Here is a 16,384-nt window from a genome sequence, read left to right on the forward strand (position 1 = left end):
TTTATTCCGTCGTGAGGGACTATGCGTTTCCGGCACTTATTACCGCTCACAGGAGCGCTTTTTTCGCTGTATATCATCTGGGGTTCGACCTATTTTGTCATTCGTATCGGCGTGGAGAGCTGGCCTCCGCTGATGATGGCAGGCGTTCGCTTCCTCTCGGCCGGCGTGCTGCTGATGGCCTTTTTACTGCTGCGTGGGCATAAACTTCCAACGCTGCGCCCGATGCTCAACGCGGCGCTGATTGGCCTGCTGTTGCTGGCGGTGGGGAATGGTTTTGTCACCGTCGCCGAGCACCAGAACGTGCCGTCGGGTATTGCGGCCGTCGTGGTCGCCACCGTGCCGCTGTTTACGCTCTGCTTTAGCCGTCTGTTTGGCATTCGCACACGAAAACTGGAATGGCTGGGGATCGCAATCGGCCTGGCCGGGATTATTATGCTCAACAGTGGCGGTAATCTGAGCGGGAATCCGTGGGGGGCGCTGCTGATCCTGATTGGCTCCATGAGCTGGGCTTTTGGCTCGGTCTACGGCTCACGTATCGAACTGCCTTCCGGCATGATGGCGGGTGCCATTGAGATGCTTGCGGCGGGTATTGTGCTGTTGATTGCCTCAGCGTTGACCGGGGAAAAGCTGACGGCAATGCCGGATCTGTCTGGCTTGCTCGCCGTCGGTTATCTGGCACTGTTTGGCTCCATCATCGCCATTAATGCCTATATGTTCCTGATCCGCAATGTCTCCCCGGCTGTCGCCACCAGCTATGCGTATGTTAACCCGGTGGTCGCCGTGCTGCTGGGCACCGGTTTTGCTGGCGAAGTGTTGTCGACCATTGAATGGCTGGCGCTGGGAGTGATTGTTTTTGCCGTGGTGCTGGTGACGTTGGGCAAATATTTGCTGCCCGCTAAGCCCGTGGTGGCACCGTGTGAGGTTGAGAAACCGTAACCGGGTGAATGCCCTGAGTGTCGATCTGCGCCGCCTGACCGCCGCCGCAGATCCACTCTTCCAGCCGCTCCGTCAGCGCCACATCACTGAGTTTCAGCCTGCCGCGCAGAGCACACTCCCAGACGATCAGTACCCGCCAGCCTTCCGCCAAAAGCGTTGCGACATCCCGTTTATCACGCTCCACGTTATTGCCTATCTTCTCCAGCCAGAAATCGGTGCGCGTGGCGGGCACTTTAAACAGATAACAGTCGTGATGATGCCAGAAACAGCCGTGGGTAAAGATGATGCACTGGTACGGGTCAATCACAAAATCAGGGCGTCCGGCCAGCGCCGCATCCTGCACCCGAAACGTAAACCCCGCCCCGGCCAGCAACCCGGCCAGCCGCTTTTCAATGGCAGTATCACGCGTGCCAATCGCACGCATGTTTTTACTGCGCGTTGCTTTGTCGTGTACATCCGTCATTGACGGCCTCACTTTTTCGCAACATCACCGCTTTATTGATGCGTGAAACCAGCAGCTTCGCCACCGCCGCAAACGCGGGCACCACGACCGAGTTACCAAACTGGCGGTACGCCTGAGTGTCCGATACCGGAATACGGAAACTGTAGCCTTGTGGCGTCTCAAATCCCATCAGGCGGGCGCACTCGCGGGGCGTTAACCGACGCGGACGATGTTGCTGGTTCTGCGGATCGTCGAAATCTTTTTCACCGAGTGCTTTATCCCACCCTCTGTCGATAAGGATTTCCGCGCCATCTTTGTAATAACGGGCAGACAACGTGCGGGTCACGCTATCCGGATTATCAGGGTTCACCATGCCAAAACCAAAGCCGTTGCCTTTGGCCTGATGCTTTTTGGCATAGCGATACAGGTATTTCCACAGCACTGGCGTGAGAATAAATTTCGCGTCAACGACGGGTTCCAGCAAATCAGCGATAGTCGGACGGCGCGCCGGGTATAACGACGGGAGATCCCGAAGGGTAAAATCGCCCTTCAGATTAAGATCCCGGCGGAACCCCACCAGCACAATACGTTCGCGATGCTGGGGCAGGAAATGTTTGCCATCGATAATTTTCGGATCATCTGCCCCCATATCCTGTGAATCCGCTACGTCGTAGCCCAGCTCATCCAGCGTTTGCATAATAATGCGGAACGTTTTTCCGCCGTCATGACTTTTTAAATTCTTGACGTTTTCCAGCACAAAAATCGCCGGACGACGGGCATCGATAATGCGGGCAACATCGAAAAAGAGCGTTCCCTGCGTATCACAGGCAAAACCGTGCGCGCGTCCCAGGGCGTTCTTTTTCGACACACCGGCCAGCGAGAAAGGCTGGCACGGAAAGCCCGCCAGCAGCACGTCATGGGCGGGGATGGTGTTGCGAATATGCGCTGCGGCCTCTTCATCGGTGACGCCACTTTTATGGCTCAGGGTCACATCGCGGATGTCGGCATTAAAATGGTGCGCGTGCGGATCGCAGTACCAGTTGGCTTTGTAGGTGCGTACCGCGTGTTTATTCCATTCACTGGTAAAGACGCACTGGCCGCCGATAGCTTCAAAACCGTGGCGGATGCCGCCGATACCGGCGAAGAGATCGATAAAACGGAAGGCATAATCCGGGTGTGCGGCAGAAGGCCGCGGGAGCAGGTTCTGCAGATAACGAAATTCACCTTCGCTCAGGCGGTGCCCTGCCCGCTCGCTGTTCCGGAGTCTCTTCAGGATTGCCGGGCTCCAGTGACTTTCTCCGTGAGCCTCCAGCTGGTTCGCCAGCGTTCTGGCATCATAGATATCCATCAGCTGACGCAGTAATGCCTGCACCGCTGCCGTTGATTTCTCACCCCGCTCAGGCGCGGGCTCAGTCACAGATCGATTTTCCTGCATTCTCTTAACCGGACAATAAAGACTGAAAACAGAGTACCACAGTTCAGGAACTCAAGCTGCGATGGAAACGACGCTGCACCTGGCTGTCTAATCCCAGGCAGTCGCCCTGCAATTCGGCGCTCAGTTTCGCCAGAAACTGGATCAGAAAATCGGCGTTATGTCGCGCCAGTTCGCGCCCGACCTCCGTTTGCATGGTCTCAGGTAAATGAAGCAGCTTGGTCTGGAAATGATCGAGCGCGTAGGCTTTGTCATTCAGAGGGCGCGTTTCCGCGAACGGATCGTCCGCATCAAACAGTGCCACGCCCAGCGCACCGGACACGGCGAAAACGCGCGCCAGGCCGATAGCGCCTAACGCTTCCAGCCGGTCAGCATCCTGCACAATTTTGGCTTCAGGGCTTTGCGGTGCAATCCCGGCGCTGAAGCTGTGCGCTTCAATAACATGTTCGACGGCGGCATAGCATTCTGGCGGGAAGTCCGGGAAATAGTGACACAGAATGTCACGTGTTTTACGCGCTGCCAGCCTTGATGACTGGTGTCGTTCGGGATGATTTTTCGGCAGGCTGACAATGTCATGAAAGTAACAGGCGGTAAGCACCACCAGCGGATTGACCGTCTGGTGAGACAGCATTTTCTGCGCCGTCATCCAGACTCGGCGGAAATGAGAAATATCATGCGCCGCGTCATCCGTCGCGTGGTTGTCCTTGAGCCAACGTTCAAAGCGGTGTTGCCACAGTGCGAGATCCATAACCCTGCCCAGTCACTAAAAAGAGAACGAACTATAACACAACCGAATTAAATCAATTAAAAAATAGAACCGCCAAATACTTAATAATAATTACGACATATATATTTTATATATCAATTCGCGAGAATAATAAAGTGACAATAAGAAATATTTTGCAATATTTTATATAATTTAATTACATTTATTTTTGAACCAAAATCATTCTTCGTAGAATAGTATCGACGATGTAATTACGGAGGGTGATTACATATATTCATATAAATTATCTTTAAAGGGAATATATAATGAAAAGAAAAGTTTTGGCAATTCTTGTACCCGCGTTATTAATGGCTGGCGCAGCAAATGCGGCAGAAATGTACAATAAAGACGGTAATAAAGTTGACCTGTACGGTAAAGTCGACGCGCGTCATACTTTCTCTGACCATGCGGGTGATGATGGCGATGAAACCTACGTCCAGATTGGTTTCAAAGGCGAAACGCAGATCAACAACGATCTGGTTGGCTATGGTCAGTGGGAATATAAAACCTACGCTAACGATACCGAAGGCGCGGGCGATACCTCCTTTAACCGTCTGGCTTACGCTGGCCTGAAATATGGTGAATACGGTTCATTTGATTACGGTCGTAATTACGGCGTCGTGTATGACGTCGAAGCATGGACCGATATGCTGCCAGTATTTGGTGGCGACTCTTACACCTGGACTGACAACTTTATGAATGGCCGTGCTAACGGTCTGGCGACTTACCGTAATAATGATTTCTTCGGTATGGTTGATGGTCTGAACTTCGCGCTGCAATATCAGGGCAACAACGAAGGTTCAAATGCTAACGAAGATCAGGAAGGCACCAAAAATGGTCACGAAAATGTTCGTTTCCAGAATGGCGACGGCTTCGGTATGTCAACGACCTATGACTTCGACTTCGGTCTGAGCCTGGGCGCTGCATACTCTTCTTCCGATCGTACTAATGAGCAAGTTGCTTACGGTGCAGGCAGCAATAACCGCTTCAGCAAATTTGCTGGTGGTGAAACGGCTGAAGCCTGGACCATCGGCGCGAAATACGACGCGCAGGGTTACTACCTGGCGATGATGTATGCTGAAACCCGCAACATGACGCCATACGGCGACACTGGCATTGCCAACAAAACGCAGAACTTCGAAGCCGTAGCGCAGTATCAGTTCGACTTCGGTCTGCGTCCATCCCTGGCATGGGTTTACTCAAAAGGTATCGATCTGGGCGGCAACGATTACCACCCAGGCAATGGCTATGACTATGTGGACCAGGATCTGGTTAACTACATCGACCTGGGCATGACCTTCAGCTTCAACAAAAACTTCTCCACCTATGTTGATTACAAAATCAACCTGCTGGATGAAGACGATGCCTTCTACAATGACAACGGTATTGCGACCGACGATATTGTTGGCGTTGGTATGACTTACCAGTTCTAATCCCCATAAATACTAAAGCCCGCTCTGCGGGCTTTTTTTATCTCATGCACTCAATCGTTACGGCGCTTCCTGCAGCGCAACCCGAATAAAGCCATTGTTCTGCGCCAGCAGTTCATGCGCCTTCCATGCATCCAGCCCCGTCAGCACCATCAGGACCGCCGTTTTACAATTGTGATTACAGCTTTCCAGTGCCGCTTTTGCTACGGCGCGGGTGCATCCGCCGGCTTCCATCACAATGGCAATTTGCCGCTCTGCCCATCGGGTGTTGCTTGCCTCCAGATCCACACGCAGGTTGCTGTATACGCGCCCGGTGCGGATCGCCAGCCCGGTCATTACCATATTGAGGATCATTTTTTGGGCTATCCCCGCTTTGGTATTCGCATACCCTGCGACCACATCCGCCCCCAGATCCGGCGCAATGACCATACTCGCCAGCTGCGCGGCTTCACTTTGCGGATCGCCCGTAATGACGGCAACGGCTGCGCCCAGCGACCATGCATGCCGCATTGCCCCCCAGACCCAGGGCGTTTTACCGCTGACCGTCAGGGCCAGCATCATATCGTGCTCACCAAACGTCATCGCCTGCAGGTCGGCAACTCCGCGCTCATAGTTTCCGGCATCGTTGCCAGCAGAGATGGCTAAAACGGGATGTTTTCCGGGGGCATATTCTGCTCCTGCCTGCTCTGCCACGCGTCCGGATGGCCCCGCCCCGACAATCACCAGACGACCACCATGGCTGAGTGTTGCCGCCGCGTTATCGACCACACGGGCAAGGGTTGTTAAAAAGGGAGTAATAGCATCGGAGATTTGTGCATCATCCTGGTGAATGACGTTCAGCATGTCCAGCGTGGACAATCTATCGATATTCATCGTGCTGGCGTGCCGTCTTTCCTTGACTGAACCGGTAAGCATAATGCTCATAAACAGCCTCCTTATTATGAGTTCCCACACACTATAAAGTGTTTTATATAGATGACCTGCGAGGAGCCTCACGAAAAGAGGACAGAATGCATGCTTTTACATGGCTTTAAGAAAAGCGCTTCATCGGTGATAATTAGCCCTTACTTCTTCATCGCGGAGTATTGATGAGCGATTTGCAGCCCTTCCCCCCGACGCGCAAGCGCCCCATGAAACTGAACACGCTGGTCACGCTGATGGTCTGTGCCATTATCGGCTCTGTTCTGTTGCTGGTGTTTGCACTCTATTCCGTGCAAATCACGCGCGCCACACGCGATGATGTCAAAGATACGGCGCTGGGTATTGCCCGGACCTTTGCCGACAGCCCGGACGTGAAGCGCGGCCTGCTGCAATCGCCGCAGGCGGATATCATTCAGCCCATTGCCCAGGCCGTAACAACCCGCAACGATCTGCTGTTTACAGTCGTGACCGACATGCGGGGCATCCGTTATTCGCACCCGAACGAGGCGCTATTAGGCCTGCATTTTATCGGCGATGACCTCACGCCTGCACTGGAAGGAAAAGAGAACGTCTCTGTTAACCGGGGCGTACTCGCCGAAGCGCTGCGCGTATTTACCCCCATTTATGATGCCCGGCATGAGCAAATTGGCGTTGTGGTGGTGGGGATCTCCCTGAATAAAGTGGAAGAGCAGATCGCCCGCGGGCGGCTGAATGCCATATGGACCATTCTGTTCAGTATTTTGATGAGTTCGCTGGCGATCTGGGGCCTGGTTCGCGTCCTGAAACGCATTCTGTTCGGGCTGGAGCCTTACGAGATCTCTGCACTGTTTGAACAGCGCCAGGCGATGCTGCAGTCGCTCCGGGAAGGCGTGATGGCGGTGGACATTCATGGCCGTGTGACGATGATTAACCATGCCGCCCGCGAAATTTTACTTCTGCCTTCCGGCCAGCACTCCGAAAATACCAGCGAACCGCTGCTGGCAAGCCTGCGGGAAGTCTCGAAGACCGGTATTGCGCGACAGGATCAGGAGATCAGCTGTAACGGGCGACTGCTGCTGTGCAATATGGTGCCCGTGAAAAGCCAGAACCAGGTGATCGGTGCTATCAGCACCTTCCGTGATAAAACCGAAATCAGCCAGCTGATGCAGCGCATTGATGGCATGGTCAATTACGTCGACGCCCTGCGCGCCCACACGCATGAGTTTATGAACAAACTGCATGTGATCCTGGGGCTTTTACACATGAAGCGTTACGACAAGCTGGAAGAGTACATCCTGCAAACGGCGCATCATTACCAGACCGACATTGGGATTATCCAGCGCAAAATTAAATCGCCAGTGATCGCGGGCTTTTTGCTGGGTAAAATCAATCGGGCTAAAGAAGCAGGATTCACCCTGACACTGGCTGATGAGTGTCAGTTGCCGGATACTGCCAGCGAAGAGCAGGTGGCAGTGCTGATCACCGTGCTGGGTAACCTAATAGAAAACGCGCTGGATGCAATGGAAGGCCAGCCAGAAGGTGAGATCAGCCTTCTGTTGCATTACCAGAATGGCTGGCTCAGTTGCGAAGTCAGCGATGACGGCCCCGGTATCGATCCGGTGCAACTGGAGGCTATTTTTACCAAAGGCTACTCAACAAAAGGTGAAAACCGTGGCGTTGGGCTGTTCCTTGCACGCCAGCAGATCCAGAATCTGGGCGGTGATATTACCGTCGAGTCGGAACCTGGCGTATTTACCCAATTTTTTGTTCAGATCCCCTGGGATAGCGAGAGGAATATCGCGTGATAAATGTTTTAATTGTCGATGATGACGCTATGGTAGCCGACCTCAACCGCCTGTACGTGAACCGCGTTGAGGGTTTTCGCTGCTGCGGCGTCGCCTCCACGCTCAACCAGGCCGAGGCGTTGATCAATAATCCCGACCAGCCCATTGATCTGGTGCTGCTGGATGTCTATATGCAGCAGGATAACGGCCTGGATCTGCTGGCCGTCATCCGGGCTTCAGGCCGCCCGATCGACGTGATTATGATCTCCTCGGCCTCGGATGCCACCACCATCCAGACCTCCATGCACTATGGCGTGGTGGACTATCTGATTAAGCCCTTCCAGTTTCCGCGCTTTGAAGAGGCGCTGAACGGCTGGAAGGCGAAGCACAACATGATGGGATCACACCAGTATTATGAGCAGGCCGATGTCGACAGACTGATCCACGGCGGTGCGCCGGAACTGGCAGACAGCAAGAAATTACCGAAAGGGTTAACGCCGCAAACGCTGCGCACCATTTGCCAGTGGATTGACGCGCACCCGGAAACGGAGTTTTCTACCGATGACCTGGCAAACGCGGTCAATATTTCGCGCGTCTCCTGCCGTAAATACTTAATCTGGCTGGCGCAGATTAACATTCTGTTCACCAGCATTCACTACGGTGCCACCGGGCGTCCGGTGTATCGTTACCGGCTCCAGCCGGAGCAGACAGGGCTACTCAAACAGTATTGTCAGTAACGCGATAGCGGTCATCCAGAAGCGTAAAGCGGAAGTGGTGCATCGATGAGATCACCACTTCTTTGGTTTTAGTCACAAAGATGGCTTCAATATCGGGACGGGCTCGCAACGCAGCACAGCCCTTCTCCACGCCCATGCCGTACAGCAGCGTGGTCCAGATATCACCGTCGATGGACTCTTTTGACAGAATGGTGACGCTATCCAGTTCGTTATCCAGCGGATACCCGGTGCGCGGATCGAGGATGTGGTGGTAGCGTTTGCCGTTCTGTTCGAAGTAACGCTCGTAGGTTCCCGATGTCACGACGGATCGGTTTTCTACCGTCATCGACCCAATCAGCTCATTTTCCGCGAACGGTTTTTTAAGCCCTACGTGCCAGCCCCCTTCCGGCGAGCCTAGCGTCTGAATATTACCGCCCAGGTTAATCAGGCCCAGCGTCGCACCTTCTTTACGAAGATAATCCCGCACGCGGTCGGCAATATACCCTTTAGCGATAGCCCCAAGATCAATCTCCATCCCGGCTTTTGCCAGAAACACGCTGCCGGAGGTTTCATCCAGCACCACATCTTCCGGACGGGTAATGCTAAGTAACGCGGCGATTTCATCGGCTGGCGGCACGCTGTCACCCTTAAAACCGATCTTCCAGCGCTTCACCAGCGGCCCAATCGCCAGGTTAAATGCGCTCTCTTTGAACAGGCTTGCCGCTTTTGCGCAGCGGATCAGTTCAAACACCGGGCGGCTGACGGCAACCGGGTGCTGACCGGCAGCATGGTTGATATCCATGACCTGCGAGTGGGCGCGATTGACGGTAAGCAGATCTTCATACTGCTTGATCAGGCGAAACACGCGGGAGGCGAGCGCCTCGTCATGGGAAAAGAGTTTCAGGAGGATGGGAGAGCCCATCAGGACGGCGGAATAGCTGTAAACGCGATGATCAGAAGACATGGTGCAAGCTCCCTGGTTGAAATGCCGGATACACGACGCGTATCCGGCAAACCATAACGGCTGACTTATGCTCTTTTCGCGCGCATCGCCGCCTGATGTCCGGCAAGCGTACCAAAAATAATGATGTCTGCCACTGCGTTACCGCCGATGCGGTTGCCACCGTGGATACCACCGACCACTTCACCGGCGGCAAACGCCCCTGGCAGCACGTTGTGGTTATTATCCAGCACGCAGGTTTCGGTGTTGATGGTCACGCCACCCATAGTGTGATGAACGCCCGGCGCAATCTGAATGGCGTAGAAAGGCCCTTCGTTGATCGGCGCACGCAGCGCGGTGGTACGGCCAAAGTCATCATCGTGCTGTTTTTCCACAAAACCGTTATAGCGTTCCAGCGTCGCCAGGAAGGTATGGTGATCCATCCCCAGTGCTTCAGCCAGTGCTTTTGGTGAACTGGCGCTGGTGACAAAGCCTTTGGCAATGTACTCATCCGCCGCTTTATTTTTAGTACGAACATGCTCATCAAAGACGATGTAGGCATATTTCTCTGGCAGCGCGATGATTTGCGCGGACACTTTGTCGCGGGTCGACATTTCGTTGTAGAAACGGTTCCCCTGCTGATTCACCAGAATCGCCCCGCCACCGCGGATGGATTCAGAAATCAGGTACGACGTTTTCTGCTCGACGGTCGGGTGGATCTGAATTTCACCCATATCCACGGTGCCCGCCCCGATGCGTTCCAGCAGCGCGATGCCGCCACCGGTGGCCCCTTTGTGGTTGGTGGTAACGAACCCTGCCAGATCGGGACGGTATTTCACCACCATCTGGCTGTTAGCGCTGAAGCCCCCCGTCGCCACAATCACACTTTTGGTTGCCACCGTGATGGCTTCATTCTCTTCGGTGGTCAGACGCACGCCGGTCACTTCACCGTTTTCAAAAATAATATCGCTGACCGAGGTATCAAGCATCACGTCGATGTTACGTTTGTTAACGTTACGTACCAGGCCGCTGATCAGATAGCCACCGACTGCAGAGCCGTCTTTCGGGCGGTGAGTACGGTCGATGCTCATCCCGCCGGTAGTGGTGATGTCGTTCAGCATGATACCGCGCGTTGCCAGCCACTCGATGGCCTCTGGCGCATTCTCCACGAAGCGGCGCAGCAGTTCCGGGTTGTTCTTGTTTCCGCCGCCTTGCAGCGTTTCCTGATAGAACAACTCTTTGCTGTCCTGAATGCCTTTCACACGCTGGAAGCGAGTCTCTGCCGCGTTCATCCCGGCAGATGCTTTGATAGTGTTGCCGCCGATGGTCGGCATTTTCTCGACAATCAGTACGCTCGCACCTTCATCGTGCGCCTGAATCGCTGCCGCCAGACCGGCCCCGCCGCTACCGACCACCACCACGTCCACGCTTTTGGTTTCGTTCGGGTCAACGCCCTCTTCCGCCGCCAGCGCTTTGCTGGATTTCAGCATGGCTTTTGATACCGCTTTTTTCACCGCTTCGCTCTGGCTGGTTGCGCCGGTGATGGCATCCACATGCGGCGTATTCGCATCCAGAATGCGGGTACGGATCTCTTCAAAGCTGGTAACGAACTCAACGTCTTCGCTCGGGCCAGAGGCCAGTTCGATATCGGCAATGCGGTCCGTGTCCAGGCTGACGTTAATCACCAGTTCGTTTGCGTCGTCCTGCACTTTCTCAACGAACATGCCTGGTTTGAATTTTGACTCTCCCATGCTCATGTCGCGGATCATCGCCTCCACCAGCGAGAAGCGCCACAGCGGTTCAGGAATGTTCAGTTCTTCGCGTTTGGTGCTGTCCATAAACAGCTCCAGGTTTTCACCGGCTGCAATACGGTCGGTCCAGTCTGGGTAGGCGATGGTGGCACGACCCACGGCGATCAGGTCGTAACCATGATCCAGCGCTTCATTCACATCGGCTGCATTCACCACGCCGCCCACGCCCATCACCGGAACCTGTGCCAGCGTTTCAGAACGCATTGCGCAGTATTTTTCGATAAGCGGAGTGGGATCTTGCGTGTCGACAATGGAAGGGCGCAGGGTGGCACCGACGGAGAAGTGCAGATAATCGACGCCACGCGCCGCCAGTTTTTCCAGCAGGTACATGGTGTCTTCAAAGCGAATGCCGGGAACTTCCAGCTCCTCAGGGGAGAAACGGTAGCCAATAATAAAGGCATCATCGGCGTACTGGCGCACCATTTTGTGGGTGATGTCCAGCACCGCCAGCGGGAACTTCGCACGGTTGTCGCGACTGCCGCCCCACTCGTCGTCGCGCTGGTTTGAGTTTGGCGAGTAAAACTGCTGGATCAGATAGGTGTTTGCCCCGTGGATTTCCACACCGTCGAAACCGGCCTGAATGGCACGACGCACCGCTTCACCAAACTTACCGATCATGCCCTCCACTTCTGCCGTGGTCAGGGCCACCGGCGTCGCAGCACCGTCACGCGGCGCGGCAACGGCGCTTGGGCCAACCGGCGTGCGGCCACCGATAAGTTTAGGATCAACCATTCGGCCGCCGTGGTAAATCTGCAGAAGGGCTTTTGAGCCGTTGGATTTAATAGCCTCGGCAATTTTCGCCAGCCCGGCGATTTTCTCGTCGCTATCGATACCAATCGCCCCCGGAAACGCGAGGCCGAGATCGTCCACAAAGCAGCACTCCACAATAATGGTGCCAATGCTGCCCGAACGCGCGCGATAGTACTCCACCAGCTCGCTGGTGACTGTGCCATCGTAATAGCCCGTACAGGTTGTCATGGGGGCCATTAACAAACGGTTTTTTAGTTCAGTGCCATTCGGTAATGTGAAAGGGCTTAGAATACGTTCGTTAGTGCTCATAATAGAAACTCCAAACTTTAAAATTAAGAATTCGTTATCGGGCTCAGTTTTATTTCTTTTTTTTATGCCGATGTCATGATAGTAATATAATGATTTTTTTAGTTTCCAAAGATATTACGTTAGTTAAAAAACTATTTAATCCCTGCGATAACATTAATAACACATTGGTGTTAGCAACATAGATTGCATCATTCACAACAATTTAAAATTCGTTAAAATTTTGAAGGTAAGACCAATTACAACAAGACAAATAAACACGATAAATATCAATAATATAGCAAGAAACCAATTTTATCATGTTATCACAATGATAAAAAACAAAGTCGAAAACATCTAATACCCACATACATCCGAGTGGTTATTTGAAAACGAATAAAAATACACCTCAGATTCTATTTATTTGATCGCGATCAACAGATCTGGTCTCCGAAGGCGCAATATATAAACATCATATTTTTTAATTTAGCGCATATAAAAATGCGTCAAACACTATTTACTGAAATAACAAAACCGCACGTTTAATAACTAAAAAAAGCAAAGCAACTAAATAAAGCGGATTTGTCATTTCACCGTACGAACGAATTTTTGACAACTTAAGACGTGAAAACTATGACCACAAAAACTGCTGTAACGCCTCCTGCGGCGAGTAAAGCATCAGACGGAAATGCAAAACGCCTGCTAATGATGGCGCTGCCGATTATCGTCGCCGTGCTGCTGCTGTTTGTTCCCGTTCCTGAAGGGCTGCCGCCTTATGCGTGGCATTACTTCGCCATCTTTGTCGGCGTGATCGTCGGGTTGATCTTCGAGCCGCTGCCGGGTGCCGTCATTGGCCTGACCGGCGTGGTGGCGATTGCCCTGTGCAGCCAGTGGGTGCTGTTCAGCCCGGAGCAACTGGCCGACCCGAAATTCAAGCTGGCAGGAGCCTCCTTTAAATGGGCTGTCGGTGGCTTTGGCAACTCGACTGTGTGGTTGATTTTCGGAGCCTTTATGTTCGCCGCAGGCTACGATAAAACCCGCTTCGGCCGCCGTCTGGCGCTGATTCTGGTGAAATATCTGGGCCGTCGCAGCCTGACGCTCGGTTACGCCATCACCTTCGCGGACCTGCTGCTGGCACCGTTTACCCCATCCAACACTGCACGCAGCGGCGGGACCATCTACCCGATTATCGCTAACCTGCCGCCGCTGTACGGTTCAAAACCGAACGATCCTAGCGCGCGTAAAATTGGTTCGTACCTGATGTGGGTGGCGATCACCGCAGCCTGTATCACCAGCTCGATGTTCCTCTCTGCTCTCGCGCCTAACCTGCTGGCCCTGGCGCTGGTGAAAAGCACCGTAGGGATTAACATCTCCTGGGGCACCTGGTTTATCGCCTTCCTGCCGCTCGGTGTGCTGTTGATTCTGACCATGCCGCTGCTGGCGTACTGGTTCTATCCACCCGAAGTGAAAGTGAACGACGAAGTACCGCTGTGGGCAAGCCGTGAACTGGAGAAACTGGGCAAACTGTCCCGTAACGAAATCCTTCTGCTGGTCTTCGTCTGCTGTGCCCTGCTGATGTGGATCTTCGCGGCCGCGTGGATTGAACCCGCGATGGCGGCCCTGTTGATCGTCGGCCTGATGCTGTGGACCGGCGTGCTGGAGTGGAACGACATCACCAGTAACAAAGCGGCATGGAACACCTTCGTCTGGTTCGCAACGCTGGTTGCGCTGGCAGACGGCCTCTCCTCCACCGGCTTCATCGGCTGGCTGGGTAAAGAGGGGGGCATGCTGATGAGCGGTATCTCTCCGGGTGTCGCCACCATTGTGTTGCTGCTGGCGTTTTATCTGCTGCACTATCTGTTTGCCAGCACCACCGCGCACACCACGGCGCTGCTGCCCGCGATGCTGACCATCGCCTCCACCATTCCGGGCATGAATATGGAAGTATTCGTCCTGCTGATGGTGACGTCGCTAGGTATCATGGGGATCATCACGCCTTACGGTACTGGCCCAAGCCCGATTTACTACGGTAGCGGTTATCTGCCAACCAAAGACTACTGGCGTCTGGGCACCATCTTCGGTGCCATCTTCCTGGCGGCCCTGCTGCTGATTGGTTATCCGTGGATGTCCATGATGTTCTGATTTCTGACCGCCGGGGTAACCCTCCGGCGGTTTTATTTTTGTGGAGCAAGCTATGTCAAACAAACCCTTTTACTACCAGAACCCCTTCCCTCTCGCACACGATGACACCGAATACTACCTGCTGACCAAAGAACACGTCTCCGTTGCGGAATTCGACGGTCAGGAAGTGCTGAAAGTGGAGCCGGAAGCCCTGACCCTGCTGGCACAGCAGGCCTTCCACGACGCCGCATTTATGCTGCGTCCTTCGCATCAGAAACAGGTTGCCGCCATTCTTAACGACCCGGAAGCCAGCGAAAACGACAAATACGTCGCCCTGCAGTTCCTGCGTAACTCTGACATTGCGGCGAAAGGCGTGCTGCCAACCTGTCAGGATACCGGCACGGCGATCATCATGGGTAAAAAAGGCCAGCGCGTCTGGACCGGCGGCGGTGACGAAGCGGCGCTGAGCCAGGGCGTGTATAACACTTACATCGAAGATAACCTGCGCTACTCCCAGAATGCGGCGCTGGACATGTATAAAGAGGTGAACACCGGCACCAACCTGCCTGCACAGATTGACCTCTACAGCGTCGACGGCGACGAGTATAAATTCCTGTGCATGGCCAAAGGCGGTGGGTCTGCCAACAAAACCTACCTCTATCAGGAAACCAAAGCGCTGATCACCCCGGCGAAGCTGAAAAACTACCTGGTTGAGAAGATGCGCACGCTAGGCACCGCAGCCTGCCCGCCGTACCATATTGCGTTTGTCATCGGCGGCACCTCTGCGGAAGCCACGCTGAAAACCGTCAAGCTCGCCTCGACGCGCTACTACGATGCTTTGCCAACCGAAGGCAACGAACACGGCCAGGCATTCCGCGATGTCCAGCTTGAGCAGGAACTGCTTCAGGAAGCACAAAACCTCGGCCTCGGCGCGCAGTTTGGCGGCAAATACTTCGCCCACGATATCCGCGTGATCCGCCTGCCGCGCCACGGTGCCTCCTGCCCGATCGGCATGGGTGTCTCCTGCTCGGCTGACCGCAACATCAAAGCAAAAATTAACCGTGACGGTATCTGGATCGAAAAGCTGGAACACAACCCAGGCCAGTATATTCCTGAAACCCTGCGTCAACAGGGCGAAGGCGACGTGGTCAGTATTAATCTCGATAAACCGATGAGTGAGATCCTGGCGCAGCTTTCTGCCCATCCGGTTTCTACCCGTCTGTCACTGAACGGCACCATCATCGTGGCGCGCGACATTGCGCATGCGAAGCTGAAAGAGCTGCTTGATAACGGCGAAGCGCTGCCGCAGTACGTAAAAGATCATCCGATCTATTACGCGGGCCCGGCCAAAACGCCAGAAGGTTATGCCTCCGGTTCGTTAGGCCCAACCACCGCGGGCCGTATGGACTCGTATGTGGACTTACTGCAATCCCACGGCGCGAGCATGATCATGCTGGCAAAAGGCAACCGCAGCCAGCAGGTAACGGACGCCTGTCACAAACACGGTGGTTTCTACCTCGGCAGCATCGGTGGCCCGGCGGCGGTGCTGGCGCAAAACAGCATTAAGAGCCTGGAGTGCGTGGCGTATCCTGAGCTGGGTATGGAAGCCATCTGGAAAATTGAGGTGGAAAACTTCCCGGCGTTTATCCTGGTGGATGACAAAGGCAACGACTTTTTCCAGCAGATCCAGAATAAACAGTGCAACGGATGTTCACAGCGCTGAGGTTTTCCACTGGTTGGCTGAAGATGAATGCGGCAAACCGTGATCCTGCAGGAAAAGATTCTCTGCACGTTTAGCGCGATAGCGAGAGAGTTGCGTTAGCCGCGAATATGGCCATGGATGGCTCACTGCTCAATATTCGGATCTGAACTTTCTTAATGCATTGCCCATTAATCTGATTAACACTGACAAGACAGAGAGTTGGTGTAAAGCCAGCAATGCTGAATGATTTCTCTACAGCGGTTACAAAGCAAGCTACGACTTACTTCACAAAATGAATGACATAGTGGCAAAGCACTACCTTGAGACAGAAGCGAAGTGGTAACGTGTGTGGCGAGGGTTGCTATCATG

General features: G+C 53.9%; 12 protein-coding genes. 6 read left to right on the forward strand and 6 right to left on the reverse strand.

The genetic code is table 11. The features are described from left to right. Positions 1–21 precede the first annotated feature (21 nt). Entirely contained in the window at positions 22–936 is a 915-nt protein-coding gene (gene yedA, locus EoCCA6_RS03545; RefSeq protein ID WP_152081500.1) for a drug/metabolite exporter YedA, read from the forward strand. On the opposite strand, the gene EoCCA6_RS03550 is transcribed toward yedA, so the two are convergent. The 3 genes from EoCCA6_RS03550 to EoCCA6_RS03560 form a co-directional block, all read right to left on the reverse strand. Next, positions 896–1,399, reverse strand: a complete 504-nt coding sequence (locus EoCCA6_RS03550; protein WP_152081501.1) for a very short patch repair endonuclease — start codon at positions 1,397–1,399, stop codon at positions 896–898. The two genes, yedA and EoCCA6_RS03550, sit on opposite strands and share 41 nt — an antisense overlap. Next, complete coding sequence (locus EoCCA6_RS03555) at positions 1,365–2,795, reverse strand: DNA cytosine methyltransferase (RefSeq protein ID WP_152081502.1); 1,431 nt, start codon at positions 2,793–2,795, stop codon at positions 1,365–1,367. Before EoCCA6_RS03555 ends, EoCCA6_RS03550 begins: the two co-directional genes overlap by 35 nt. Before the next feature lie 61 nt (positions 2,796–2,856). Beyond that, entirely contained in the window at positions 2,857–3,558 is a 702-nt protein-coding gene (locus EoCCA6_RS03560) for a phosphohydrolase (RefSeq protein WP_152081503.1), read from the reverse strand. A gap of 284 nt (positions 3,559–3,842) precedes the next feature. Between EoCCA6_RS03560 and ompC the strand changes: the two genes are divergently transcribed. Beyond that, the gene (gene ompC, locus EoCCA6_RS03565; protein WP_152081504.1) at positions 3,843–5,009 is read left to right on the forward strand and encodes a porin OmpC; all 1,167 of its coding nucleotides are present in this window, start codon (positions 3,843–3,845) and stop codon (positions 5,007–5,009) included. 57 nt (positions 5,010–5,066) lie between these two features. Here the strand turns inward: ompC and EoCCA6_RS03570 are convergent, their stop codons facing one another. Next, complete coding sequence (locus EoCCA6_RS03570; protein WP_152081505.1) at positions 5,067–5,930, reverse strand: N-acetylmuramic acid 6-phosphate etherase; 864 nt, start codon at positions 5,928–5,930, stop codon at positions 5,067–5,069. Positions 5,931–6,094: 164 nt separating this feature from the next. Here EoCCA6_RS03570 and EoCCA6_RS03575 point away from each other — a divergent pair, with 164 nt between their 5' ends. Further along, positions 6,095–7,711 carry a sensor histidine kinase gene (locus EoCCA6_RS03575; protein ID WP_152081506.1) on the forward strand — a complete coding sequence of 539 codons (1,617 nt, stop codon included), beginning with the start codon at positions 6,095–6,097 and terminating at the stop codon, positions 7,709–7,711. Next, positions 7,708–8,427: a two-component system response regulator DcuR gene (dcuR, locus tag EoCCA6_RS03580; RefSeq protein WP_152081507.1), complete on the forward strand. Its 720-nt coding sequence runs from the start codon at positions 7,708–7,710 to the stop codon at positions 8,425–8,427. The genes EoCCA6_RS03575 and dcuR overlap by 4 nt, the downstream gene beginning before the upstream one ends. Here the strand turns inward: dcuR and EoCCA6_RS03585 are convergent. Beyond that, on the reverse strand, positions 8,408–9,370 hold the full coding sequence (locus EoCCA6_RS03585) for an FAD:protein FMN transferase (protein WP_152081508.1): 963 nt from the start codon (positions 9,368–9,370) through the stop codon (positions 8,408–8,410). The genes dcuR and EoCCA6_RS03585 overlap by 20 nt on opposite strands. 65 nt (positions 9,371–9,435) lie before the next feature. Then, positions 9,436–12,216: a flavocytochrome c gene (locus tag EoCCA6_RS03590; RefSeq protein ID WP_152081509.1), complete on the reverse strand. Its 2,781-nt coding sequence runs from the start codon at positions 12,214–12,216 to the stop codon at positions 9,436–9,438. Positions 12,217–12,825: 609 nt separating this feature from the next. On the opposite strand from EoCCA6_RS03590, the gene EoCCA6_RS03595 reads away from it, so the two are divergent. Both EoCCA6_RS03595 and fumA read left to right on the forward strand, forming a co-directional pair. Further along, positions 12,826–14,334, forward strand: a complete 1,509-nt coding sequence (locus EoCCA6_RS03595; RefSeq protein ID WP_194163335.1) for an anion permease — start codon at positions 12,826–12,828, stop codon at positions 14,332–14,334. Between the two features lie 52 nt (positions 14,335–14,386). Then, complete coding sequence (gene fumA, locus EoCCA6_RS03600; RefSeq protein ID WP_152081510.1) at positions 14,387–16,036, forward strand: class I fumarate hydratase FumA; 1,650 nt, start codon at positions 14,387–14,389, stop codon at positions 16,034–16,036. Positions 16,037–16,384 lie beyond the last annotated feature (348 nt).

It is taken from the genome of Enterobacter oligotrophicus, from assembly GCF_009176645.1.
GTDB lineage: Bacteria > Pseudomonadota > Gammaproteobacteria > Enterobacterales > Enterobacteriaceae > Enterobacter > Enterobacter oligotrophicus.

Excerpts from the sequence above, each read along its gene's own strand:
- yedA (WP_152081500.1), top strand. The coding sequence starts at position 22 with ATGCGTTTCCGGCACTTATTACCGCTCACAGGAGCGCTTTTTTCGCTG.
- EoCCA6_RS03550 (WP_152081501.1), bottom strand. The coding sequence starts at position 1,399 with ATGACGGATGTACACGACAAAGCAACGCGCAGTAAAAACATGCGTGCG.
- EoCCA6_RS03560 (WP_152081503.1), bottom strand. The coding sequence starts at position 3,558 with ATGGATCTCGCACTGTGGCAACACCGCTTTGAACGTTGGCTCAAGGAC.
- ompC (WP_152081504.1), top strand. The coding sequence starts at position 3,843 with ATGAAAAGAAAAGTTTTGGCAATTCTTGTACCCGCGTTATTAATGGCT.
- EoCCA6_RS03570 (WP_152081505.1), bottom strand. The coding sequence starts at position 5,930 with ATGAGCATTATGCTTACCGGTTCAGTCAAGGAAAGACGGCACGCCAGC.
- EoCCA6_RS03575 (WP_152081506.1), top strand. The coding sequence starts at position 6,095 with ATGAGCGATTTGCAGCCCTTCCCCCCGACGCGCAAGCGCCCCATGAAA.
- EoCCA6_RS03585 (WP_152081508.1), bottom strand. The coding sequence starts at position 9,370 with ATGTCTTCTGATCATCGCGTTTACAGCTATTCCGCCGTCCTGATGGGC.
- EoCCA6_RS03590 (WP_152081509.1), bottom strand. The coding sequence starts at position 12,216 with ATGAGCACTAACGAACGTATTCTAAGCCCTTTCACATTACCGAATGGC.
- EoCCA6_RS03595 (WP_194163335.1), top strand. The coding sequence starts at position 12,826 with ATGACCACAAAAACTGCTGTAACGCCTCCTGCGGCGAGTAAAGCATCA.
- fumA (WP_152081510.1), top strand. The coding sequence starts at position 14,387 with ATGTCAAACAAACCCTTTTACTACCAGAACCCCTTCCCTCTCGCACAC.